We start from the raw sequence: 22,716 nt of genomic DNA, 5'->3' as shown, positions 1-22,716 counted from the left end.
CACGACACAGTTTTGCTTCCGCGTCTGTATTGCAGCGTCCGCCATTATGGCGCTGCACTTGATCCTGACGCACGTCGCCTAAACAGCCAACAAGGTTGATTTTGAAAACCAAGCGCGTGCAGGTTACTCTGCACGCGTTTTGCAGGAGAGCTAACATGCATTTCAAACAGCGTGCGCGCAGCCTATTTGCCGCTGGACTCATTCTAACAGCAGGCGCCGGATCAGCACTGGCGCAGTGCGGGAACACCTCCGCAGGCTTTGAAACATGGAAGACCAGCTTTGCGAATGATGCGAGGAAAGCAGGCGTCAGATCGTCGGGGCTGCAAGCGCTCGCAAACGCGCAGTATGCGACACGTACGATTGCCGCAGATCGCAATCAAAAGTCGTTCCGCTACTCGCTTGATAAATTCATGCAGGTCCGTGGCGCGGATACAATCGTTGCGCAAGGACGCAAGCGCAAAGCCCGCAACCCCGATTTCTATGCAGCGCTTGAACGTCAATACGGTGTGCCATCCGGTGTGCTGATTGCCATCCACGGGATGGAGACCGCGTTTGGCGGGTTCATGGGCGACAGCTCTGTCGTGTCAGCCATTGTAACGCTGACCTATGATTGCCGCCGTTCGGACTTTTTCGCACCGCACGCCATTGGCGCGTTGAAGCTGGTGGATCAAGGGTCGATCACAGGCGCGACCAAAGGGGCCAAGCATGGCGAGTTGGGGCATACTCAATTCCTGCCCGGCAACGCACTGAAATACGGTGTGGATGCAAATGGCGACGGGCGCATCGATCTGTACAACCAGACCGATGCTTTGGCCTCGACCGCCAACTTTCTGAGGCAGAAAGGTTGGAAAACGGGTCAGGGGTACCAGCAAGGGCAGCCAAATTTCGCTGTCATAAAGCAGTGGAACGCGGCAACGGTCTATCAACAAGCCATCGCCATCATGGGCGCGCGCATCGACGGGTGACGTGCGCGCCGTCGTCGCGCTTGGCCATCTTTGCGATGCTCTGTGGATGCAAAAACAGCTCAACGCGCTTGTCATTGCGGCAGCCTCATCATAGATGGTCGGCCATAGGGTTCAGGCCCCTGCCCTCCGCATCTTGGTGAAGCTTGACGATCCGACCCCAATTTCGGTCGCGGGCATGGCAACGCGGAGACCCAGCTGCCCAGATCACGCGACCGGAGAACGGAGACGGATATGGACATCCCACTTCCCTCACGCGCAGCGCTCAAGGCGCAAGCCAAGCGATTACGTGCGGCCATGAACGAGGCTGGCACCCCTTGCACCCATTCCCAGGCGCTGGAAACAGTGGCACGGCAATGGGGTGCGCGCGATTGGAACACCTTGAATGCAAGGGCGCAGGACGACAGCCAACACGGGTATCATCCCGGACAACGCGTGTCCGGTCGCTACCTGGGGCATCGCTTTGCGGGTTTCGTGAAATCCGCGCGGCTCATGCCGAACGGGCGTCACGCCCTGACCCTGCGCTTTGACGATGCAATTGACGTTGTCGCGTCGCGGCACTTCTCGGCTTGGCGCAAGCAGGTGAACTGTGTCGTGGATCAGCGCGGGCGCACGTTGCGCACCACGTCAAACGGGCAACCGCATGTGGTTATCCACGATGCCTGGTGCGGCAGATGATTGGGTAAGGCGGTCCTTGGCCCGCCTAACTCAGCCCTGACACGTCTTCGCGCGCCAGCACATAGGTGTGAATGGCAAACACCACCGCACGGCTTTGCGGCAGACGCAGAAGCGTCTGCCGTTCGCTCCTATAATATGGCCCCTCGGTCAGGCCCGCCCCCACCCGTCGCGGTTCTGACTGAGACCGGGGCTGGAACAGTTCTGGGTCCTGATACCAAAGCTGGTTGAACCGCCACAGCGGACGCCCGACCTGAATCCCGTCAAACAGGCGCTGCACGCGGCGTGCAAGGTCACCGGTGTATTCCGAGACGGGTATGTGAATGTCGACCAGAGGCCGGCCAGCTTTCTCGCTCAGCCGCCACGAGGCCGGAAAACACAACACAGCGCCGGTCAACACATGTTCGTCGCCACGCTTCTGCATCAATACAAAGTCGTTCTGGCACAGCCGCCCCAATGTCTTCATCGGCGCGGAATGATCCAACGATACAATGCGCCCATCCGGACAGGTGACGTCATTGCCTTCCCGCCGGAACCCTTGCGCAGGCAGGATGTCGAGAACGGCATTCAGCAATTCCTTTGCAGCGTCACGCGCCAACGGGTCGAGGTACAAAACATCACCCGTGCGTTCGGCCAAAAAGACCTCGCGCCGGGCCATCTGTTCGGCATAGGCATCATCCACGCGCAGCCACGGCCCGCCCTCGGGCTGGATACCCGGCAAGGCGCGACTGACGCGCATATCCTCGGGCAATTCACGCTGCAAAATCACGGTCATGGCGCACATTTGCACGGGGTTCGATCAACACGCCACAGCAAAAAAACGCCGGATGCCTGTCGGAAACGGGCAACTGCACCGCACGAATCCACGGCAACCTGCCCTAAGGGAAGGACGCACCATGAACCAGCATTACCGTGACACGCGCAAAATCGACCCCAATCGCGGCGCCGCGTTGGGCGATGGCACACCGAATGATGCCGACCGCATTGAAATCGGCCCAACGCAACTTGCCTTTGCCGAATGGGAGGCTGCTGGCCTGCAACTGCCCAACCTCGCCAACATGCGCGAATATCGCTGGCGCAGGCTGACCCAGCACATCGTCGATCGTGGCTATGCCGGCCTTTTGATGTTTGACCCGCTCAACATCCGCTACGCCACAGACTCGACCAACATGCAGCTTTGGAACACACACAACCCGTTCAGGGCCGTGTTGCTCTGCGCGGATGGTTACATGGTGATCTGGGATTACAAGAACGCCCCCTTCCTGTCGTCCTTCAATCCGCTGGTCAAAGAGGTGCGGCACGGGGCTGATCTGTTCTACTTCGACCGGGGCGACAAGATCGACATCGCCGCCGATGCCTTTGCCAATGCCGTGCGCGAGATTTGCGCGGAACACGCCCCCGGCCATACGCGCCTCGCTGTCGACAAACCGATGGTGCATGGGCTCCGCGCGCTTGAGGCGCAAGGGTTCACCGTCATGGATGGAGAGGAAGTCACCGAGAAGTCCCGCTCCATCAAAGGTCCGGACGAAATCAAGGCCATGCGCTGCGCAGTCAACGCCTGCGAAGCGTCGATCAAAGCGATGGAGGATTTCGCGCGGGCCAATGTCGGCGATGGCAAGACATGCGAAGATGATGTTTGGGCCGTGCTACATGCCGAGAACGTCAGACGCGGCGGCGAATGGATCGAAACGCGGCTCCTGTCGTCCGGGCCACGCACCAATCCATGGTTTCAGGAATGCGGGCCACGCATCTGCCAGCAGAACGAAATCATATCCTTCGACACTGACCTTGTCGGATCATACGGCATCTGCGTCGACATCTCGCGCAGCTGGTGGATCGGTCCTGACACACCGCGCCCCGACATGGTCTATGCGATGCAGCACGCGCACGAACACATCATGCAGAACATGCAGATGATCAAACCCGGCGTCACGATCCCCGAATTGACAGCCAACACACATGTGCTGGATGACAAATTCCAGGCCCAGAAATACGGCTGCCTCATGCATGGCGTTGGCCTGTGCGATGAATGGCCATTGGTCGCCTATCCCGACAAGGCGGTGCCGGGCGCATTCGACTACGCGCTTCAGCCGGGCATGGTGCTGTGCGTCGAAGCTGCAGTGGGTGAAGTCGGTGGGGACTTTAGCATCAAGCTGGAGGATCAGGTGCTGGTTACGGAAGACGGGTTCGAAAACCTGATTGGATACGAGTTTGATCCCGCGTTGATGGGTCTCTGATTTTTGAGGACGAGCGGGCCACCCAGGCGCGCCTCTTGGCTCCCCACCTCTGCCGTGCGTGGTGTGGGCAGACCGCAGGTCGTCCTGCATCCATGCCACCCCTGACAACCTGGAAAAGCGTTTCTGCCCGGCCCAAACTTGCCCAGTCTCGATACAGGCAGGTCCGTTTCAGTCTTCACCCAAGACAAACATGAAAACTGTATGCGGAACCGTACTTCTCGCATAACGTGAATGTATCAACCGAATCTACGTTGGGTTGAAACTGCTTTTTTTCGCTCATACGCGAGCAAAGTTATTTTTGGGGATCACATGAACGCCGACGATATTGAAAGCATCGCAATCCACCCGGCAATCGGTGTCGCCCGTGTCGGGAATGCGAAAGACGCATATTTCCTTGCCCCCGAGGTGATTGGGGAAACACCGAAAGACACAGATGGTTTTCGCGACGCCCATGGTCACCTCAAACGCCAGGTGGCGCGTTTCCGAGTGTACGCGACCCTCAAATCCGGGGAAGTGCGCGAAATTACGGCGTCCGAAGCCCAGATCAACTGGCGGGTGGAAGTGGCCAATCTCAAGGCCGGGTGGTACGAATTCCAGCACGCCATGGACCTGCCGCCCGATCAGGTGTTTGAACCGCCCAAACGCAATGCAGATTTCAATAGCGATGACCGCGAACGGCTGAGCATTCGGCCCAGCGCACGCCATGTCAGCGGTCCCAACACAACGTCCGACGCCTTCGACGACGGGACCTTTTTCGGCAAGCCCGTGTATCTGGGTGAACTGCGCACCGACGACCAAGGGCGGCTTTTGTTTTTCGGTGGGCACGGCAAGTCCGAGCCACTGGTGCCCGGCACAGCACCAACCACATTTGCCAACAATGATGGCTGGCACGACGACACATGCGACGGCCCGGTGCGCGCGACAATCGCCATTGGCGGCCGCGATATCGAGGCGCAGCCCGCCCACGTGATCGTTGCGCCCCCAAACTTTGGCCCAGGTCTGTTCGGTGTTGTGACGATGGACGACGTTGTCCGCGACCTATTCATTGGGCTTGGTACTCTCCCGACCCCGGAACGAACCAGTTTCAGCCGCGACATCTGGCCAATCTTCGACAGGATGACCGGGCATCAATGGGTGTGCGACGGCATCTTGCTTCTTGCTGGTCAAGGGACACCGCTGGATGCACGCGACCCGGCGATCATTGCGCAGATGGGTGACCCTTCGGACGCCAGCGCCGAGTACAGGCAGGCCGTGTTCAATCTGTTCCGCAACAGCAAGACAGAGGCCCTGAAACATGCGGCCCTGCCCCCATTCTATGGGGACACATACGGGGATCGGTATCCTGATGGTCCGCGCGAGGGGGAGTTGGTCAATCCGGCACGTGAAGATCTGTTCCTGACCAAGACCCAGTATCAGCACCTCGAAAACTGGGCGAATGGCGACTTTGAAGCCGACTGGGATGGCATCCCCGAAATCCCGGATTTTGACAACATCGCCGTGGCGGATCAGCCCCGGGAACTGGATCGCGCCGCGTTGCACGAATGTCTGGGTGGCCCGTTTCACCCGGGCATCGAACTGACCTGGCCCATGCGCCTCGCCTCAATGTGGGACCCCGAAAGACCCTATCGGTTGCGTCCCCTGCCCGAGGGTGAGCCAGTGCTCCAGAACTACGGCGTGACGCTCAGCCGTGAACAGGCGCTGGCATCAGATGGCCCCTGGGGACCAACCGGGGCAGGCAGTCTGACGCGCTGGATGGGGGTGCCATGGCAAACGGACGAGGCATCCTGCAACTCGGGTCTTGTCTATACCCCAAGCCTGTATCTTAGCTCACCCAGTTTCTGGGGCGCCCGCGTCCCAAACCAAGTGCTGCCCCTTGAAGCTTACAACATAGCCACCACTCCGGACCTCGCCCCGCTTCAGGTACAGCGCCATTTCAGCAACCGCCGCTTCTGGCTGCGCGACCTGCAAGGGACAGGCTATGCAGCACGCATCAACAACATGGTGCACAAATGGTGGATGACCGGTCTGGTCGAAGCCCACACACCACCTGAGGGCGTGGGGCTGCCTGACACATGCTTTGTCGAAACCGGGCGCTCACCCAGTTTCACCAAGGGTGATCCCAGCCTGAGGTTGGCAAAAAATATCGTCGCCCTTCAGGCGCAAGAGGACAAGGCCGCCACGCCATTGGGCACTGCGCCAGGCGCCGAGGACACCGTCGAAGAACAAACCTTCGAACGGCTGGGCCGCGGCGAGGTCTAGTGCCTGCCGTTCTCATTGCCGGTGGCGGGCCCGCGGGACTTGCTGCTGCCATTGCTCTTGCGGAACGCAAGGTACCCGTCACCGTTGTCGACCCATCAGGAACAATAGCAGAAACGCGCGGCGAACTGCTGGCCCACGGCGCGGCGCAGATTGTGCAGCGTTTGGGCTTAGGCCACGTTCTGACGGACGCGCTGTTGATCAGCGATGTTGTCAGCCATTGGGGTGCCGCTGGCCTGCAATCCCACGGCGCGCATCCAGGTCTCGGCTTGCACGGCTGGGGTATCGACCGCCGCGCGCTCGCCAATGCAATGCCGGAACGGGCACTTGATCTGGGCGTGACACTGCACAAAGCGCGCGTCGCCCAAAGCCACCCATGTGAAACGGGGTGGCGTGTGATGGTGAAAACACCCGCAGGAGCAGAAACACGGCATGCAGACTATGTGATTGATGCGACGGGTCGCCCGGCCCATATCGCCAGACGACAGCAGGCCACTGTTTTGCACGGGCCCGCACTGGTCGCCGTTCTTTGGCAATTGGGCGCGCCGCAACATGTAACAATGCAGGCCGAAGCCGCGCCGAATGGATGGTGGTACACGGTTCCGCACAAAACCGGCGGGACTGTCGGGTTTGTCACAGACGCCGCCACCGCCAAACGCATCAGTGCCAGACCAACCGCCTTCCTGGACAGCGTGAAGGACACACTGTCGCTTGTATCGCTTAACGGAATATCCACTCCGCCCCGGTCAATGGATTGCCGCAGCGCGGTTCTGGATCACACCTCTGGCCCCAGATGGCTTGCAACGGGCGATGCTGCAGCCGCCTTTGACCCGATCACATCCCAAGGGCTTTTCAATGCGTTATCCGCCGGTTTCTTTGCAGGCAACGCCGCCGCAGATGCGATTTCAGGCGATGCAGAGGCCCCCAAAATATACGATGCCCTGCTGACCCGGACGGTCGAACGCACGCATGCCACAACCCATCTGCAATACGCCGCTTTACCCTTTGACACACCGTTTTGGCGACACCACGCACGGGCCGGTCTGGAAAAGAGCAAAACGTCAGCAGTTCCCGCTTGAGTGGAATCTGCCACATATGCAAGCTGGCCCTATTCAGGTGCCGCATTCACGAATGGTTATTCAGATCATTCCACATTTCTGGGAGGAACGCAGTTGCCCACATTTGAAATTCACCCCCGCATTGGCGTTGCACGGCTTGGGAACAGCTTGACGGACTTTTATCTGCCGCCGACCGAAACCGGTGGCCTGCCCGTCGCCTGCGATGAATGGGGCAATGAAACGCCGGACGCCGGGCCTGTCACCGTGTTCAAGGACGCAACCGGCGCGATCAAGCGGCAAGCCGCGAAATTCCATGTTTTTCAAAAGGATGACGATGGAGCTGAACGTAAGGTGTCATTGGACGACGCAGAGATCGACAAGATCGAATGGGTGGCCCATGTCGCGAACAAGAAGCCGATCTGGTACACGTTTTCCGAACTTCTGGGTGACCTCGAATTCGGCGAAAGCAACAGCTACGACAACAACCACGTCCCGTGGAACAACCCGGATGTGACCAGCAGGAAAAAGCGGCAAAAGCTGATCATCGACCCCGGCCCTCGCCACATCTCAACCCCGCAAACCAGCATTGATTTCTCGCGCTACAATATCCCTGAAGACTACAAGCACGGGTCCTTCCCCGACCCATCAAATGGTGGTCAGCAGATTGACACGCTGGGCGAGTTGAAGATGGATGCGCAGGGCAACCTGATTGCATTGGGTGGCTTTGGTCGCGTCACGGGCAGCGCAGAAATCTCCAGCTTCCGTGGGGCCGCAGGCTATTGGGACGACATCGCGGACGGCTATGTCTTTGCGCGTGTGACCATGGCCGACGGGACGGTGCACGACACATCATCGGCCTGGCTGGTCGTGGGCAGCCCGAAATACGCACCCGAGATCGTGAACATCACGACGCTGGCTGACACGATGGACGACGTCGCGATCCGCAAGCGGAATGCGCGGCCCGACATTTTCCCCGGCGGCGACACATCCAGCGATTGGCCAACGGACCCACGCAATGGCTATACGCCCCTGCAAGGCTTCAACCCAGACTATGTCGTGAATTTCGAACGGGATGTGCAGCCCATTGTCGACCGTATGAGCTTGTACAAATACGTGGCCAACGTCCCCACCATGGATGATTTCGCCAATCCGAAATTCGATATGCGCGACCCCAGCGACGGCAACGCCGATCATCGCATGCGTTATTTCGAACTGTTTCGCATGCCCCTTCTGCCTAAGGACTATGCCGAATTCTACGCCACTATGTCCAAAGGCCCCGGCCAGCTTTATGCGCTCAAGGACAATGATCCGGACACGTTGTCAGGCCTGCCAATGATGCCGCTCAATTCCGGCGATAACTCGGTCACCAATACTGGTCCGATCTACAAGTTCGAAACGCTGTCACCGACGCAGTATTTCTATCTGTACCAATGGGCATGCGGGCGTTTCACGACCAACAAGCCCGTCCCGCTGTCACTAACCGAACATATGGACCGGGTGGACGCCAGCAACTGCGTGGGTGCACCGTTCAGTCCCGGCATCGAGGTCACATGGAGCGTGCGTAGTCCACTGATCTATGACGCCCCACTTCATCTGAAGCTTGCCCATGACAAACGCGGCTACGCCAAGATGTCCAAGCATTACGAGAAAGAGGGCCTGAGCGTTGGTCACAACGAATGTGCCGGCGGCGGGTGTGAACCCGGCGATCTGACCAAACGTATGGCAATCCCATGGATGGCCGACTTCCACGAATGCACGGTCCAGACCCCGAACCTGACCAACATCCATGTCAACCAACTGGCAGACGGATCGGGGATCGAGGTGCCACCGGCCTTCTATGTCTACTGGTGGCCGCCACAAAGCCCGTTCAATGTGACCACTGGCACGCAATTGCCGCAGGATCAGGTGCTCGACGCCTTTGTCAGCGACATTGATGGGCAAACCATTGTGCCACAGGGCCAGAACGTCGAATTCCAACGCGGCATCGATTCCGCGCAAAAGATGATCGACTCATGGTTCATGCTGGGCTTCCTGCTGAACCGCGGCACCGAAGAGGTCCCGTATATCGTTGAAACCGAACGGAACTTCGGACAACTGGCGCAGGCGCACATCACCGAAATCGCGTCAGCGGCAGCCGCGGCCTCCACGGCAGCCAAGGGCTGACCGTGGATCAGCACTTCGATGTTGCGATCATCGGCGGCGGACCTGCGGGCACCGCCGCCGCACTGACGCTGTGCAAGCGCACCGACATCTCTGTCACCGTCCTTGAACGCGGCGCTTATGCACAGCCGAAAGTCGGCGAATCCCTGTCACCGGGCGTCCGTGGGTTGCTGCAATATCTCGACCTGTGGGACCGGTTCGAACAGGAACAGAGACTCAGCTTGTTGGGAAGCGAGGCGGCGTGGGGCAGCGACAAGCTTGGCACCATGGACTTTATCCTGACGCTGCACGGCGCAGGCTGGGCGCTCGACCGCCAGCGTTTTGAACAAATGATGGCGGACGAGGTAGAGCGGCGGGGTGTGCCGCTACAAACCGAAACAAGCGTCATGGCCTGCCACCATGATGGTGCAGCCTGGCACCTGGATTTGGGCGATCATGTCATGACCGCGCGTTACGTGATCGATGCAGCTGGGCGAACATCGCGATTTTCACTGCGGGACGGGGCGCACCGACGACGCAACGACACGCTGACGGCCATCAGCACACGCTGGCCACGCGCGGACGATGCCCGACAGATGACACGCGTCGAAGCCTTCGAAGATGGCTGGTGGTATGCTGCCCCCCTGCCCACTGGGGACACCATTCTGTGCCTGTTCTCGGACGCCGAACGCATACATGCCTTGCGACTGTCGGACCCGCAGGTGTGGGCAGACCACCTGTCACAAACACAGCATATCAAGCCGCTGATCAAAGCGGGTCAGACACCGCCATCACAGCTCGAAACCCTGCCCGCCTTCTCCGGCCTCCTGAGCCGCGGCGATCCAAACATCCCCATGGTGGCCGCAGGGGATGCAATCGCCGCGCGTGACCCGCTATCGTCCTCCGGCATACCCAACGCCATCGGCAGCGGCATCCAGGCAGCCCGCGTAGCCGCCGACTGGCTCTTTGGAACCGGCGCATTGAAACCCGCCTATCTGGACGGTGTGGCCCAGGATCACGCGGCGTATCTGAAAACACATTGGCGAACCTACAGGACCGAAGACAGGTGGGCGGACGCACCATTCTGGCGCTTCCGCTCTGCGCAGGTGACCAGAGGGCCCGGTGCAAGAGTTTGCGCCGCTCCCAATGGAGATACCTCGCTTTTTGTGCCGGGCCATGTTGCCCGCTGGATTGCAGGCGAAGCGCAACGGCCGACATCACAGCTTGATCTTGTCAGACAGGCCCGCCAGACCTTTCCCGACATCCCGGACGAACGACTGCTGCTTGCCATCGAAGACCTGACAATTGTTGCTGATACAGCCCCGTCAGCCTGACATTATCCCGGCAAAACCCCATTTGTCCGTTCCCGTTTGCACGCAGCTTCTCACCCGCGCGGCTCGGGTTCCAGATGGCACACCATATGTCACGGCAACACCTGTGCGTGAGAACTGTGTCACGCCCCTTCTCTCACAAGCCAACCTGCCCCATTCTCCCAGTCAAGGAGACTACACATGCCCACTGAACGCATCACATTCCCCGGTCATGCCGGAACCCTCGACGCCCGGCTCGACATGCCCGACGGGCCACATCTGGCCACAGCCGTCTTTGCTCACTGTTTTACCTGCGGCAAGGATATCCCGGCCGCGCGCCGGATTGCGGCGCGGTTGACCACGATGGGCATCGCCGTGCTGCGCTTTGATTTTACCGGTTTGGGCCACAGCGAAGGTGAGTTTGCCAACACATCCTTCACCTCGAATGTCGAAGACCTTGTGCAAGCCGTCGCATATCTCGACGGGCGAGGCTTGCCACCCACCTTGATGATTGGCCATTCGCTTGGCGGCGCAGCCGTGCTCAAGGCAACCGCACGGCTGGACCAGATCAAGGCTGTCGCAACCCTTGGTGCGCCTTTCGACCCCGAACATGTGACGCACAACTTCTCTGACGCCCTGCCCGAGATCATCGCGCAAGGGGAAGCCGAGGTGAACCTGGGTGGCCGTCCCTTCCGCATCGGCAAAGGCTTTGTCGAGGACGTGACCGACGAAGCCCTGCAACCTGCCATCGCACGGCTCAACGCCGCCCTTCTGGTTCTGCACGCCCCGCGCGACACGATCGTCAGCATCGACAACGCGAGCGAGATATTCCTCGCCGCCAAACATCCCAAGAGCTTTGTGACTCTGGACGACGCCGATCACTTGGTGACCAAGGCCGAACATGCCGAATATGCCGCTGACATCATCGCCACTTGGGCCAAGAAGTACCTGCAGCTCAAACCACCCGCCCCGCCCATCGGCGCACCCGAAGGCGTGGTGCGCAGCTCGGAAGCCGATCCAAAGGGGTTCCTGCAGGACATCACCCACGGAACGCGCCACCACATCCTCGCGGATGAACCCCGCGCCTATGGCGGCACCAATCAGGGTCTGTCGCCCTATGGCCTGCTGTCGGCCGGTCTGGCAGCCTGTACGTCCATGACCATCCGCATGTATGCGCGCCGCAAGGAATGGCCGCTGGATCATGTCCATGTCGATGTCAGCCACAACAAAGTGCATGCGCAGGACGCAGGAACAGGTTCTGGCGACAAGATCGACGAATGGAAACGTCGGATCAGCCTGACCGGCCGACTGGACGATGCACAGCGGCAAAGACTACTTGAAATCGCAGATAAATGCCCTGTTCACAGAACGTTAGAGCGAACCTCTAAGGTTTTGACTGAACTCGCGCCCGTGGGTGAGGTCTTGGAGATCACCTAACCCTTTACGGGCTCAGACCGGCAATCTGAACCCAAGAATGAAGTGAGGCGCGGACCCGTCAGGAACCGCGCCTCTCATTTGGATCAGGAGAGTGATCAGCCGCGTGCGCGGCCCACCAGTTTCCATGCCGCCGGCAGAACCAGAGCGGCCAGCGCCAGCTTCAGCGCATCACCGATCAGGAACGGTGTCAGACCCCACTCAAGGATCGGCTTGTCCCAGCCGTAAAGCTGACCCAGCCACGCAAGGCCCGGCACGTAGATCAGCACGTTGCCGATCAGCATCGCCAGCGCCATCCACAGCACCGACCGGTCCCAACCGCGTTGGGCCAGTGCGCCCAGCGCAACGGTCGCCATCACATATCCAACCAGGTAGCCGCCTGTGCCGCCCATCATGTAGGTCAGGCCAAATTTCTCTGCCGACGATCCGGCAAAGACGTCAAAGCCAAGCGCGCCGACAATCATGTAGCCAATGATCGTGACCAGACCCAGGCGCGCGCCATAGGCCGCGCCAATGGTCAGAACGGCAAAGGTCCCCATCGTGATCGGAACGGGCCACATTGGCACCTTGATTTTTGCTGCAACTGCAAGAAATGCAATGCCCAGCACCACTAGGGCCGCCTGCTTGATGCGCAGCGCCGTGCCCTCTGTCGCGCCGAACATATCGCTCAGCACCTTGTTATTCCACGTCGATTCCATGAAGCCTCACCTGTCAGGACAAAAAGAAGTGGGCGTGTTGTGCCAAGGCCGGACATTTTCTGCAAGCGCAAAGCCGATGTTTGCCATCACGTCAGACTTTCCTGCTGAATCGCGTCACACTGATGTAGCCCTTGCGCGGTCCACTCACGTTCCACGTCACATTGAATGAAGGCCAGGCCGTGAAATCATAGGTTCCGACATAAGTGTCCGGATCACAAAAGTGCTCGGTCCGACCGCCCGAGCACGGCACCCTGTGAAAGAAACGCCCATCGCCAAAGAATACGGACAGATCTTTTTTCCAGTGGTACTTGCGCTCCGCCTGCATCGGGGCGGCACCTTCCATCTGCAAGACACCTCTTTCGAAATAGTCCAACCCATCTGACACAGGCACCCATCGGGCTGTTCCTTCAAAGCGGGCCGCAGGCCCGACCGTGGGCGTGATCGTGCGTTCGATGGCCCACTCACCGGCAAAATCTGCCAACTTACGATCAGTCGGCATAGCTGGCTTCCGTGATATCTCCGTCCTGCCCAACAAAGCGCAACATGTCATTCTTGCGATCCATCGTGTAGCAGGACCACATGTCATTCGGCGGCCATTGACTGCAGTACCGATCATCTTCGATGCGCCAATATCCCCAGCTTTCACGCCCCTTGAATATATAAAGGGTCCGACCTGACATGCGAAAATCCTGCGTGGTGTCAGGATAGGCCAGCGTGCGCCCGGTCAGGGCGTCGCGAATCTGCTCGCCCGTCATCGCCTCCCAATCCTCGGCAGCAGCAGGACTGCCCATCAGGGTCAAGATCAGGGCAAAGCGTCTCATATGGGGGCCTTCGTCTTGTCGTTCGTCGGGCCTCAGTCTAAGGACGCGGCACGATATCCGACAGTCACAAAAAGGTGCCCCATGATCCCACGTTATTCCCGCCCCGACATGGTTGCGATCTGGGACCCGGCCACCAAGTTCCGCATCTGGTACGAGATCGAGGCCCACGCCTGTGACGCCATGGCCGATCTGGGCGTGATCCCCCGCGAAAATGCCGAAGCCGTGTGGAAAGCCAAGGATGTCGAGTTCGACGTCGCCCGCATTGACGAGATCGAAGCGGTGACCAAGCACGACGTGATCGCCTTCCTCACGCACCTGGCCGAACATGTGGGCAGTGATGAAGCGCGGTTCGTCCACCAGGGCATGACCAGCTCGGACGTACTTGATACCTGTTTCAACGTCCAACTCACTCGTGCCGCCGACGTTCTGATTGCCGATCTCGAAGGGTTGCTCGCCGCCCTCAAACGCCGCGCGTTCGAGCACAAGGATACCCCCCGCATCGGACGCAGCCACGGCATCCACGCCGAGCCGACGACAATGGGCCTGACCTTTGCCCGCTTCTATGCCGAAATGGACCGCAACCTGTCCCGGGTGCGCGATGCGCGGGCCGAGATTGCAACGGGCGCCATCAGCGGTGCCGTTGGCACCTTTGCCAATATCGACCCTGCTGTCGAAGAACATGTGTGCGACAAGCTGGGTCTCGTCCCCGAACCGATCAGCACGCAAGTCATCCCCCGTGACCGTCACGCCGCGTTCTTCGCAACTTTGGGCGTTGTTGCCTCCTCCATCGAGAACGTCGCCGTCGAAATCCGCCATATGCAGCGGACCGAGGTGCTGGAAGGGGCCGAGTTCTTCTCGATGGGCCAAAAGGGTTCATCAGCCATGCCGCACAAGAAGAACCCGGTTCTGACGGAAAACCTGACGGGCCTCGCCCGCATGGTCCGCTCTGCCGTGATCCCGGCGATGGAAAACGTGGCCCTTTGGCACGAGCGCGACATCAGCCATTCGTCGGTGGAACGGATGATCGGCCCAGATGCCACCATCACGCTCGACTTTGCCCTTGCCCGCCTGACCAGCGTTGTCGACAAGATGCTGATCTTCCCCGAGAACATGCTGGACAACATGAACAAGTTCCCCGGCCTGATGATGAGCCAGCGTGTGCTGCTTGCCCTGACCCAAGCCGGTGTCAGCCGCGAGGATGCCTATACCCTGGTGCAGCGCAACGCGTTGAAGGTCTGGGAACATCGTACAGATTTCAAAGAGGAATTGCTGGGCGATGCCGACGTGACGGCCGCGCTGAGCCCCGAAGAGATCGAGGAAAAGTTCGACCTTGGCTATCACACCAAGCATGTCGACACGATCTTTGCCCGGGTGTTTGCCGAAGGTTGACCTGCGGGGCGGACGACACGTCCGCCTTACTCATTTTTGATCACACAGCATGCAATAAGGCGCATCAGGATGCGCCTTACCTCGTTTTTGTTTTGCGGAACGGCATCTGTGCCCTACCCTTTGTCCACCCAAGATAAAGGAGAGGACAGATGAAGACCAAGACCCTTGTGGTGGCACTGGCGTTCACCCTCGCCCCCACGCTCACACTCGCCATGGGCTGCAACTATGGCAAACACGAACAGCAAGCGATGTCCTGCGCGTCTGGCACTGTCTACGATGCGGACACCAACAGCTGCGTGGCCACGACCGGATAACGCTCACGATTTCGTGATCGCATAAAAATCGGAGGCGCCGGGTTGTCTCTGCATCATACCCGACGCATCCAATACGGAGACTTCCCATGCTGCGCACCTTGATCCTGACCACGGCCATCGCCCTTCCGCTGGCCTTGCCCACAAGCAGCTTTGCCGCCGGCGGCAACGACAATGCAAAGCCCAAGAAAACCGAAACCACACAGAACTGTCTGCAGGTGCGCCAATGGGATCCCGACAAGAAAGCCTATGTTCGCTTTTCGCAGCCCGTGAACGGTGTGTGGGACGCGGCGATCGGCAAATGCGTGCGCCCCGACAAGACATCCTATCTGGATGCGGATGAGCTCTACAAAGCTGTGCGTGAACTGGCCTATGCGGGGCGCTACAACGAAGCCAACACCGTGCTCGACCAGATGCCCGACCAAGCGGAAGACCGGGTGCTGACCTATCGCGGCTTCACGGCGCGCAAAACCGGCCAGCTTGAACTGGCGAACGTCTACTACCAGCAAGCCATCGACGCGAACCCCGACAACATCCTGGCCCGGTCCTATATGGGCCAAGGCAAGGTCGTCGAAGGGGACAAGGTTGCCGCCCTGACCCAATTGCGCGAAATCCAGGCGCGCGGCGGTGCCGGCACCTGGGCCGAGCAAAGCCTGCGCGACGCCATCGAAAGCGGGACAACCTACAACTACTGATCCCGGGTCGGGGTTGAGGGATTCTCAACCTTTGCCTGCCACAACGACATCAAATCGTTTCGAGGCAGGACATGACTGATCTGGTACCCGTGTCCGCCACCCCTGCCCCGGTGCAGCAGGGTGGCGGTTTCTCTTCTACCCGCACGCCCCCCTCGCTGTCTCGTCGGGCCAAGGCTGCCATCGTGGTGCGCCTGCTTCTGAACGAAGGCGCGGATATCCCTCTCGAAGAACTGCCAGAAGACCTGCAGGCCCACCTGACCAAAGCGATGGGGTCCATGCGTGTGGTCGATCGCGACACGTTGCAGCTGGTGGCGGCCGAATTTGCCGAAGAGGTTGAGCGGATTGGCCTCAGCCTGCCGGGCAGCATGGCGGGCGCGCTGGATGCGCTCGATGGCAAGATCAGCGCACAAACAGCGGCACGCCTGCGCAAGGAGGCTGGTGTGAAACGCGGCGGCGATCCCTGGCAGCGCATCCGCGAGATGGGGCCAGACACGTTGTTGCCTGTGCTGGAAGAAGAAGCCGTCGAAATCGCAGCTGTCATGCTGTCGAAGCTGGATGTGACCAAGGCGGCGCAGCTTCTGGGTCTTCTGCCCGGTCCGCGCGCACGCCAGATTACCTACGCCGTGTCACAGACCGGGGCAGTGACGCCTGAGGCGGTAGAACGGATCGGCCTGTCGCTGGCCACGCAAATGGAGGCACAGCCGCTACGCGCCTTTGACAACGGGCCCGTCGAACGTGTCGGCGCGATCCTGAACTCCTCGACCTCGACCACACGGGACGAGATGCTGGCCGGGCTGGAGGAAACGGATGAAGGTTTCGCGACAGCCGTTCGCAAGGCCATCTTCACCTTCGAAAACATCCCGACCCGGATTGAGCCGCGCGATGTGCCGCGCATCCTGCGCAATGTGGAACAGGATGATCTGATCATGGCCTTTGCCGGCGCACCTGCCATGGGGCTCGACACATCGGTCGAGTTTGTCCTGACCAACATGTCTGCCCGCATGGCAGATCAGATGCGCGAAGAAGTGGAGGAAGCAGGTACGCCAAAACCGGCAGATGTCGAAACGGCCATGGGCAATGTTGTCAAAGCGATCCGCGATATGGAAGCAAGCGGCGACCTGATGCTGATCACCCAAGAGGAAGAAGATTAAGGTCAACACCCGTCTCCCTCATCTCGCCTCAGCACCACCACGCAAAACCGCCCGACGCAATGTTCGGCCCGCGCCAACTTTGCCGCGCAGTCACGCACTCGACACCGATTACGGCACCGCGTAAGCGGCACGGATGCAATCGCCAAATCCATCCCGTGCAATCCTCCTAACCATCACCGCCATCATCTGCTTTGGGATAATGGACGTGGCGGTGAAGGCGGTCTCCCCCGCCACAGGCACCCTACCCGCCTTGTGGGCGCGCTATGCCGGGCAAATGCTGATTGTGCTGATACTGATCGCGCCCCGTTTGCGACGGGTGGTGCGCAGCCGGTATCCCAAGTTGCAAATCGCGCGGTCCGTCCTGCTGATGCTGGCCACGTTCTTTTTCTTTTCGGCCCTCGGCCATATCGGTCTGGCCGAAGCGACCGCAGTCATGGCCCTGAACCCGGTGTTGATCACGCTCGGCGGGGCGCTGTTTCTGGGTGAAACGCTGGGACCACGCCGCATCGGCGCCATTGTGGCCGCACTTGTCGGCGCACTGATCATCATTCGGCCCGGAACGGACGTATTTCAACCCGCCGCCCTTCTTCCGCTTGTCGCCGCCTTCTGCTTTGCCAGCTACACGCTGATCACGCGACGTGTCGGCCCGGATGAAGATGTCTGGACCTCCCTGTTCTATACTGGGCTGATCGGGTCGGTGATTATCAGCGGTCTTGTCCCCTTTCACATGACCGTGCCGACCCTTAACTCCATCGCGCTGCTCGGGGTGATCGGCATCTTTGGAACGATGGGACAGTTGATGCTGATCCGCGCCCTGTCGCAGGCCGAGGCCGGACTGCTGGCACCATTCAACTACGTTGGCCTGATCACAGCGGTGATCTGGGGAATGCTCCTGTTCGATGAGTGGCCTGACGCGCCGACGCTTATTGGCGCGCTTGTGATCGCGGGGGCCGGGATTTATGTCTGGCATCGGGAAACGCGGGCCAACTGACGGCACGCCCAGAACACGGACCTCAATGCGATACGATCCCGAAGACCTGCCCTGGCGCGTCAAGCTTGCCTACCTCGCCACCAACGCGGTGGCGCGCACGTGTATCGGCGCGGCTCTGGCATTGCCCTATCGCTGGCGCGTGCCCTTCATGGGATGGATCATGTCGCGCGTGGTGGGACCTCCGGCAGGTTTCAATCGGCGTGCTTTTGAACATGTTGCATTTGCGATGCCGCATCTCTCACCTGCCGAACAACGGCGTATTGCACGCGACAGCCTTGAAAATGTCGGGCGCACCCTGATCGAAAACTATTCGACGCGCATCCTACTGGAACGTCAGAAAGACACTCCCATAACCGGCTCTGGATTTGACGCGATGGTCCAAGCCGCTGAAACAGGACAGCCCGTTATCCTCGTCACGGGACATTTCGGAAATTACGAAGCGCTACGCGCATCGCTTGTCGGGCGCGGGTTTAAAGTGGGCGGGCTCTACCGCGACATGTCGAACCCATATTTCAACGCTCACTATGTACGCACCATGCAAGCCTTTGGCGGGCCGGTCTTTCCGCAAGGACGCAAGGGTACGGCAGGGTTCGTCCGCCATCTGAAAGCAGGCGGCCAACTGGTTCTTCTCTTCGACCAGCACGTGTTTCAGGCACCAGTCCTGGATTTTCTCGGACACCCGGCCCACACAGCAGTTTCAGCGGCGGAACTGGCCCTTCGCTACAACGCATTGCTGATCCCGTTTTATGGTATTCGGAATGCGGACGGGTTGACCTTTGATTGCGTGATGGAGAGCCCAATTCCACACTCTGATCCGACAACAATGACGCAAGCCATGAACGACAGTATCAGCGCCCAGATCCAAGCGCATCCTGACCAATGGCTTTGGGTTGCACGCCGCTGGCGTGTCAAAATCCGCTGAACTGTGACTATCTGAGTTGTGCCGCCGCCAGAATGGGACCACTCAGCCCCTTCTGAACCATGACGACCAGTGGCTTTTCGCCGGGCGCATCCGCTTTGATGCTCAGGTCGGTAATGCCATCCCATTCCTGCAGAATTTTCCAATCCTCGGTCACATTGGCATAGGAAATGGTGTGGCCCGCGTTCTCACCCCGCGTGATGCGCGCCGTCCGTTCCGGCGTATAGCGCAGCATCTGCACAACCAGTGGACCGTTTGACGCGCTGCTCTGGGCGACGATCTGCACGCTTTCGCCATCGCGGGTAACTTCCAATGAAACGGGCGTCGACTTTTCCGCATATTCCATAATCAAACGCGACAATTCCATGGGGCGTGCGCCAACGATATCGGTCTGACCGTTGATGATCATCTGCGGGGTGTAGACAGACCGGCGCCCTGCCTCAACAGCGTAACCGCGCTGACGCTTGGCATAAGCCGGGTCCGCAAACTCGTCCTTCCAGCCGATGTAGTCCCAGTAGTCCACGTGCAGCGCCAGGGCGATGACATCGTCCCGCTTGGCCAGCTCATGCATCAGCTTGTCAGCCGGGGGGCATGACGAACACCCCTGCGAGGTGAACAGTTCGACCACCACGGGCGACTGCGCTGCCGCGGGACTGATCAGACTTGCAAATGCCGCGAGGGCAACGGGGATCAAACGATGCATCAAGGGGGCGCACTACCTGTTTGGTTCGGTTTTGAACTGTACCGCCTAATTATGAAAGACTTTCACGATTCACCAATCAAGGTTTGTTGAGCGTATGTGACAGCTGGATCACGACAATGCGCACAGAAACTGTATGCAATGGTATACAAAATCGTTGCACACCCCCTAAATGCAGTTGATCGCAGACATCGTTTCAGGGCATGACAAACCCAAGTCATTGCCCCATCCGTTTCAGGAAAGGAAGATAGCCCATGCCCATCACCGTAGGTCAAGACACCGCAAAGACGCGCAAGACGCTGACCGTTGGCGATCAATCCATCGACTATTATTCGATCCCCGCAGCCACGGACGCGGGTCTGGGAGACTTTGCGAACCTGCCTGCCGCGCTCAAGGTAGTGCTGGAAAACATGCTGCGGTTTGAGGACGGCAAGACCGTCAGCGTCGATGACATCAAGGCGTTCGCCGAATGGGGTGCCAAGGGCGGCAAGAACCCCCGCGAGATTGCCTACCGCCCGGCCCGCGTGCTGATGCAGGACTTTACCGGCGTGCCCGCCGTTGTGGACCTTGCCGCCATGCGCGACGGCCTTGTGGCCCTCGGTGGTGATCCGGAAAAGATCAACCCGCTGAACCCCGTCGACCTGGTCATCGACCACTCGGTCATGATCGACGAATTCGGCAACCCTCGCGCCTTCCAAATGAACGTGGACCGCGAATACGAGCGCAACATGGAGCGGTACACCTTCCTCAAATGGGGCCAGTCGGCGTTCAACAACTTCCGCGTCGTGCCGCCCGGCACCGGCATCTGCCACCAGGTGAACCTTGAATATCTGGCGCAAACCGTCTGGACCGACACCGACCAAGACGGCAACGAAGTGGCCTACCCTGACACGCTGGTCGGCACCGACAGCCACACCACCATGGTCAACGGCGCCGCCGTTCTGGGCTGGGGCGTCGGCGGGATCGAAGCCGAGGCCGCCATGCTGGGTCAACCGATCTCAATGCTCATCCCCGAAGTGATCGGATTTGAACTGACAGGCTCCATGGTCGAGGGCACCACAGGCACTGATCTCGTGCTCAAGGTGGTCGAAATGCTGCGTGCCAAGGGCGTCGTAGGCAAATTCGTCGAATTCTACGGCGAAGGCCTGAACCGCCTGCCGCTGGCCGACCGGGCCACGATCGCAAACATGGCCCCCGAGTACGGTGCCACCTGCGGATTTTTCCCAATCGACAACGAAACCCTGCGCTACCTGCGCAACACGGGCCGGGACGAGGCGCGCATCGCGCTGGTCGAAGCCTATGCCAAGGAAAACGGGTTCTGGCGCGGCGATGACTACGCCCCGATTTACACCGACACCCTGCACCTCGACATGGGCACAATCGTGCCTGCCATCTCGGGGCCAAAACGCCCGCAGGATTACGTGGCACTGACGGACGCCAAAACCGCCTTCCACAAGGAAATGGAAGAGACCTTCAAGCGCCCCATGGGCAAAGAAGTCGCCGTGGACGGCGAAGACTACACCATGGAATCAGGCAAGGTCGTGATCGCCTCGATCACCTCCTGCACCAACACGTCGAACCCCTATGTGATGATCGGTGCGGGCCTTGTGGCACGCAAGGCGGCGGCGCTGGGTCTGGACCGCAAACCATGGGTCAAAACCTCACTCGCGCCGGGGTCACAGGTTGTGTCGGCCTATCTTGAGGCTGCGGGTCTCCAAGAAGACCTCGACAAGATCGGTTTCAACCTCGTGGGCTATGGATGCACCACCTGTATCGGCAATTCCGGCCCCATCCAGGCCGAACTCAGCAAAGCCATTGCAGACGGCGATCTGGTCGCCACCTCGGTCCTGTCGGGCAATCGCAACTTCGAAGGGCGCATTTCGCCCGACGTGCGCGCCAACTACCTCGCCTCCCCGCCCCTCGTAGTGGCCTATGCACTGGCAGGCACGCTAGACATAGATCTGACATCGGAACCGCTGGGACAGGACAAGGACGGCAACGATGTCTTCCTCAAAGACATCTGGCCCTCCAGCCAGGAAATCGCCGAACTGGTCGAAGCGACGGTCACGCGCGAGGCATTCCTGACCAAATACGCAGACGTCTTCAAAGGGGACGAGAAATGGCAGGACGTGGAAACGACCGATCAGAAAACCTATGATTGGCCCCCGACGTCCACCTATGTCCAGAACCCACCCTACTTCCAGAACATGTCACCCGAACCGGGTGTGATCACCAACATCGAAGGGGCCAAGGTTCTGGCCGTCCTCGGTGACATGATCACCACTGACCACATCTCGCCTGCTGGATCGTTCAAGGAAAGCACGCCCGCGGGCCGCTACCTGACCGACCGCCAGGTCGCCCCGCGCGAGTTCAACTCGTACGGTAGCCGTCGCGGCAACCACGAGATCATGATGCGCGGCACCTTCGCGAACATCCGCATAAAGAACGAGATGCTGGATGGCGTCGAAGGCGGCTATACCAAGGGCCCCGATGGCGAACAGACCTCGATCTTCGATGCGTCCATGGCGCACCAGGAAAACGGCACTCCGCTGGTGATCTTCGGTGGCGAACAATACGGCGCAGGCAGCTCACGCGACTGGGCGGCTAAGGGCACAGCCCTGCTGGGCGTCAAGGCAGTCATCGCGGAAAGCTTCGAACGTATCCATCGCTCAAACCTCGTTGGCATGGGCGTGATCCCGTTCGAATTCACAAACGGTGACACCCGCAAAACGCTGGGCCTAACCGGTGACGAAACGGTCAGCATCTCAGGTCTCGACACGATCCAACCCTTGCAAGAGGTGCCCTGCACCATCACCAAAGCGGACGGCACAGTGCACGAGATCATGCTGAAATGCCGGATCGATACCGCGATCGAGATCGAATACATCGAACATGGCGGCGTTCTGCACTACGTACTGCGCAACCTTGCATCTGCCGCGTAAGCCGGATTTTATACTACCAGAACGGGCG

Annotated in this window: 20 protein-coding genes; 15 read left to right on the top strand and 5 right to left on the bottom strand. The window is 59.8% G+C overall.

Going from position 1 to position 22,716, the window contains the following annotated elements; genetic code table 11:
- The first annotated feature begins 155 nt into the window (after positions 1 to 155).
- A complete protein-coding gene (locus AC53L6_RS16805) occupies positions 156 to 965 on the top strand; it encodes a lytic murein transglycosylase (protein WP_299703137.1) in 810 nt (269 codons plus the stop codon).
- 231 nt (positions 966 to 1,196) lie between these two features.
- Positions 1,197 to 1,640, top strand: a complete 444-nt coding sequence (locus tag AC53L6_RS16800; protein WP_299703140.1) for a glyoxalase superfamily protein — start codon at positions 1,197 to 1,199, stop codon at positions 1,638 to 1,640.
- Positions 1,641 to 1,665: 25 nt separating this feature from the next.
- Here AC53L6_RS16800 and AC53L6_RS16795 read toward each other — a convergent pair whose 3' ends face one another.
- Positions 1,666 to 2,412, bottom strand: a complete 747-nt coding sequence (locus tag AC53L6_RS16795) for a heme-dependent oxidative N-demethylase family protein (RefSeq protein ID WP_496908690.1) — start codon at positions 2,410 to 2,412, stop codon at positions 1,666 to 1,668.
- 121 nt (positions 2,413 to 2,533) lie between these two features.
- Here AC53L6_RS16795 and dddP point away from each other — a divergent pair, with 121 nt between their 5' ends.
- From dddP to AC53L6_RS16765, 6 genes are all read left to right on the top strand, one after another.
- A complete protein-coding gene (gene dddP / locus AC53L6_RS16790) occupies positions 2,534 to 3,874 on the top strand; it encodes a dimethylsulfonioproprionate lyase DddP (protein WP_496908689.1) in 1,341 nt (446 codons plus the stop codon).
- A 309-nt stretch (positions 3,875 to 4,183) separates the two neighbouring features.
- Positions 4,184 to 6,133, top strand: coding sequence for a LodA/GoxA family CTQ-dependent oxidase (locus AC53L6_RS16785; protein ID WP_496908688.1), 1,950 nt, complete (start codon positions 4,184 to 4,186; stop codon positions 6,131 to 6,133).
- Positions 6,133 to 7,209 (top strand): NAD(P)/FAD-dependent oxidoreductase, encoded by a 1,077-nt coding sequence (locus AC53L6_RS16780; RefSeq protein WP_496908687.1) that lies wholly within the window; start codon positions 6,133 to 6,135, stop codon positions 7,207 to 7,209. Before AC53L6_RS16785 ends, AC53L6_RS16780 begins: the two co-directional genes overlap by 1 nt.
- Positions 7,210 to 9,351, top strand: coding sequence for a CTQ-dependent lysine 6-oxidase LodA (lodA, locus tag AC53L6_RS16775; RefSeq protein WP_496908686.1), 2,142 nt, complete (start codon positions 7,210 to 7,212; stop codon positions 9,349 to 9,351).
- A gap of 2 nt (positions 9,352 to 9,353) precedes the next feature.
- On the top strand, positions 9,354 to 10,661 hold the full coding sequence (locus tag AC53L6_RS16770; protein ID WP_496908685.1) for a tryptophan 7-halogenase: 1,308 nt from the start codon (positions 9,354 to 9,356) through the stop codon (positions 10,659 to 10,661).
- Positions 10,662 to 10,838: 177 nt separating this feature from the next.
- Positions 10,839 to 12,074 (top strand): bifunctional alpha/beta hydrolase/OsmC family protein, encoded by a 1,236-nt coding sequence (locus AC53L6_RS16765; protein ID WP_496908684.1) that lies wholly within the window; start codon positions 10,839 to 10,841, stop codon positions 12,072 to 12,074.
- Positions 12,075 to 12,169: 95 nt separating this feature from the next.
- Here AC53L6_RS16765 and AC53L6_RS16760 read toward each other — a convergent pair whose 3' ends face one another.
- The 3 genes from AC53L6_RS16760 to AC53L6_RS16750 all read right to left on the bottom strand — a co-directional run bounded on the left by AC53L6_RS16760 (position 12,170) and on the right by AC53L6_RS16750 (position 13,590).
- The gene (locus AC53L6_RS16760) at positions 12,170 to 12,769 is read right to left on the bottom strand and encodes a biotin transporter BioY (protein WP_496908683.1); all 600 of its coding nucleotides are present in this window, start codon (positions 12,767 to 12,769) and stop codon (positions 12,170 to 12,172) included.
- A 91-nt stretch (positions 12,770 to 12,860) separates the two neighbouring features.
- Entirely contained in the window at positions 12,861 to 13,268 is a 408-nt protein-coding gene (locus AC53L6_RS16755; RefSeq protein ID WP_496908682.1) for a DUF6314 family protein, read from the bottom strand.
- Positions 13,258 to 13,590 (bottom strand): hypothetical protein, encoded by a 333-nt coding sequence (locus AC53L6_RS16750; protein ID WP_496908681.1) that lies wholly within the window; start codon positions 13,588 to 13,590, stop codon positions 13,258 to 13,260. The genes AC53L6_RS16755 and AC53L6_RS16750 overlap by 11 nt, the downstream gene beginning before the upstream one ends.
- An 81-nt stretch (positions 13,591 to 13,671) precedes the next feature.
- On the opposite strand from AC53L6_RS16750, the gene purB reads away from it, so the two are divergent.
- From purB to AC53L6_RS16720, 6 genes are all read left to right on the top strand, one after another.
- On the top strand, positions 13,672 to 14,979 hold the full coding sequence (purB, locus tag AC53L6_RS16745) for an adenylosuccinate lyase (RefSeq protein ID WP_496908680.1): 1,308 nt from the start codon (positions 13,672 to 13,674) through the stop codon (positions 14,977 to 14,979).
- A gap of 149 nt (positions 14,980 to 15,128) precedes the next feature.
- The gene (locus AC53L6_RS16740) at positions 15,129 to 15,293 is read left to right on the top strand and encodes a carbohydrate-binding module family 14 protein (protein ID WP_299206715.1); all 165 of its coding nucleotides are present in this window, start codon (positions 15,129 to 15,131) and stop codon (positions 15,291 to 15,293) included.
- 86 nt (positions 15,294 to 15,379) lie between these two features.
- Complete coding sequence (locus tag AC53L6_RS16735) at positions 15,380 to 15,985, top strand: tetratricopeptide repeat protein (protein ID WP_496908679.1); 606 nt, start codon at positions 15,380 to 15,382, stop codon at positions 15,983 to 15,985.
- 71 nt (positions 15,986 to 16,056) lie between these two features.
- The gene (locus AC53L6_RS16730) at positions 16,057 to 17,136 is read left to right on the top strand and encodes a flagellar motor switch protein FliG (RefSeq protein WP_496908678.1); all 1,080 of its coding nucleotides are present in this window, start codon (positions 16,057 to 16,059) and stop codon (positions 17,134 to 17,136) included.
- Between the two features lie 133 nt (positions 17,137 to 17,269).
- On the top strand, positions 17,270 to 18,127 hold the full coding sequence (locus tag AC53L6_RS16725; protein WP_496908677.1) for a DMT family transporter: 858 nt from the start codon (positions 17,270 to 17,272) through the stop codon (positions 18,125 to 18,127).
- A gap of 25 nt (positions 18,128 to 18,152) precedes the next feature.
- Positions 18,153 to 19,049 (top strand): lysophospholipid acyltransferase family protein, encoded by an 897-nt coding sequence (locus tag AC53L6_RS16720; protein WP_496908676.1) that lies wholly within the window; start codon positions 18,153 to 18,155, stop codon positions 19,047 to 19,049.
- Positions 19,050 to 19,056: 7 nt separating this feature from the next.
- On the opposite strand, the gene AC53L6_RS16715 is transcribed toward AC53L6_RS16720, so the two are convergent.
- Positions 19,057 to 19,749, bottom strand: coding sequence for a DUF1223 domain-containing protein (locus AC53L6_RS16715; protein WP_496908675.1), 693 nt, complete (start codon positions 19,747 to 19,749; stop codon positions 19,057 to 19,059).
- A gap of 251 nt (positions 19,750 to 20,000) precedes the next feature.
- Between AC53L6_RS16715 and acnA the strand changes: the two genes are divergently transcribed.
- Positions 20,001 to 22,688, top strand: a complete 2,688-nt coding sequence (gene acnA, locus AC53L6_RS16710; RefSeq protein ID WP_496908674.1) for an aconitate hydratase AcnA — start codon at positions 20,001 to 20,003, stop codon at positions 22,686 to 22,688.
- Positions 22,689 to 22,716: the final 28 nt, after the last annotated feature.

The organism is Tateyamaria sp. LSS28 (assembly GCF_059611725.1).
This window is presented reverse-complemented; position numbering and strand designations above follow the sequence as displayed.

Excerpts from the sequence above, each read along its gene's own strand:
- AC53L6_RS16755 (WP_496908682.1), bottom strand. The coding sequence starts at position 13,268 with ATGCCGACTGATCGTAAGTTGGCAGATTTTGCCGGTGAGTGGGCCATC.
- AC53L6_RS16720 (WP_496908676.1), top strand. The coding sequence starts at position 18,153 with ATGCGATACGATCCCGAAGACCTGCCCTGGCGCGTCAAGCTTGCCTAC.
- AC53L6_RS16785 (WP_496908688.1), top strand. The coding sequence starts at position 4,184 with ATGAACGCCGACGATATTGAAAGCATCGCAATCCACCCGGCAATCGGT.
- AC53L6_RS16735 (WP_496908679.1), top strand. The coding sequence starts at position 15,380 with ATGCTGCGCACCTTGATCCTGACCACGGCCATCGCCCTTCCGCTGGCC.
- AC53L6_RS16730 (WP_496908678.1), top strand. The coding sequence starts at position 16,057 with ATGACTGATCTGGTACCCGTGTCCGCCACCCCTGCCCCGGTGCAGCAG.
- acnA (WP_496908674.1), top strand. The coding sequence starts at position 20,001 with ATGCCCATCACCGTAGGTCAAGACACCGCAAAGACGCGCAAGACGCTG.
- AC53L6_RS16750 (WP_496908681.1), bottom strand. The coding sequence starts at position 13,590 with ATGAGACGCTTTGCCCTGATCTTGACCCTGATGGGCAGTCCTGCTGCT.
- AC53L6_RS16715 (WP_496908675.1), bottom strand. The coding sequence starts at position 19,749 with ATGCATCGTTTGATCCCCGTTGCCCTCGCGGCATTTGCAAGTCTGATC.
- AC53L6_RS16805 (WP_299703137.1), top strand. The coding sequence starts at position 156 with ATGCATTTCAAACAGCGTGCGCGCAGCCTATTTGCCGCTGGACTCATT.
- AC53L6_RS16740 (WP_299206715.1), top strand. The coding sequence starts at position 15,129 with ATGAAGACCAAGACCCTTGTGGTGGCACTGGCGTTCACCCTCGCCCCC.
- AC53L6_RS16760 (WP_496908683.1), bottom strand. The coding sequence starts at position 12,769 with ATGGAATCGACGTGGAATAACAAGGTGCTGAGCGATATGTTCGGCGCG.
- AC53L6_RS16795 (WP_496908690.1), bottom strand. The coding sequence starts at position 2,412 with ATGACCGTGATTTTGCAGCGTGAATTGCCCGAGGATATGCGCGTCAGT.
- purB (WP_496908680.1), top strand. The coding sequence starts at position 13,672 with ATGATCCCACGTTATTCCCGCCCCGACATGGTTGCGATCTGGGACCCG.
- AC53L6_RS16800 (WP_299703140.1), top strand. The coding sequence starts at position 1,197 with ATGGACATCCCACTTCCCTCACGCGCAGCGCTCAAGGCGCAAGCCAAG.
- AC53L6_RS16765 (WP_496908684.1), top strand. The coding sequence starts at position 10,839 with ATGCCCACTGAACGCATCACATTCCCCGGTCATGCCGGAACCCTCGAC.
- dddP (WP_496908689.1), top strand. The coding sequence starts at position 2,534 with ATGAACCAGCATTACCGTGACACGCGCAAAATCGACCCCAATCGCGGC.
- AC53L6_RS16725 (WP_496908677.1), top strand. The coding sequence starts at position 17,270 with ATGCAATCGCCAAATCCATCCCGTGCAATCCTCCTAACCATCACCGCC.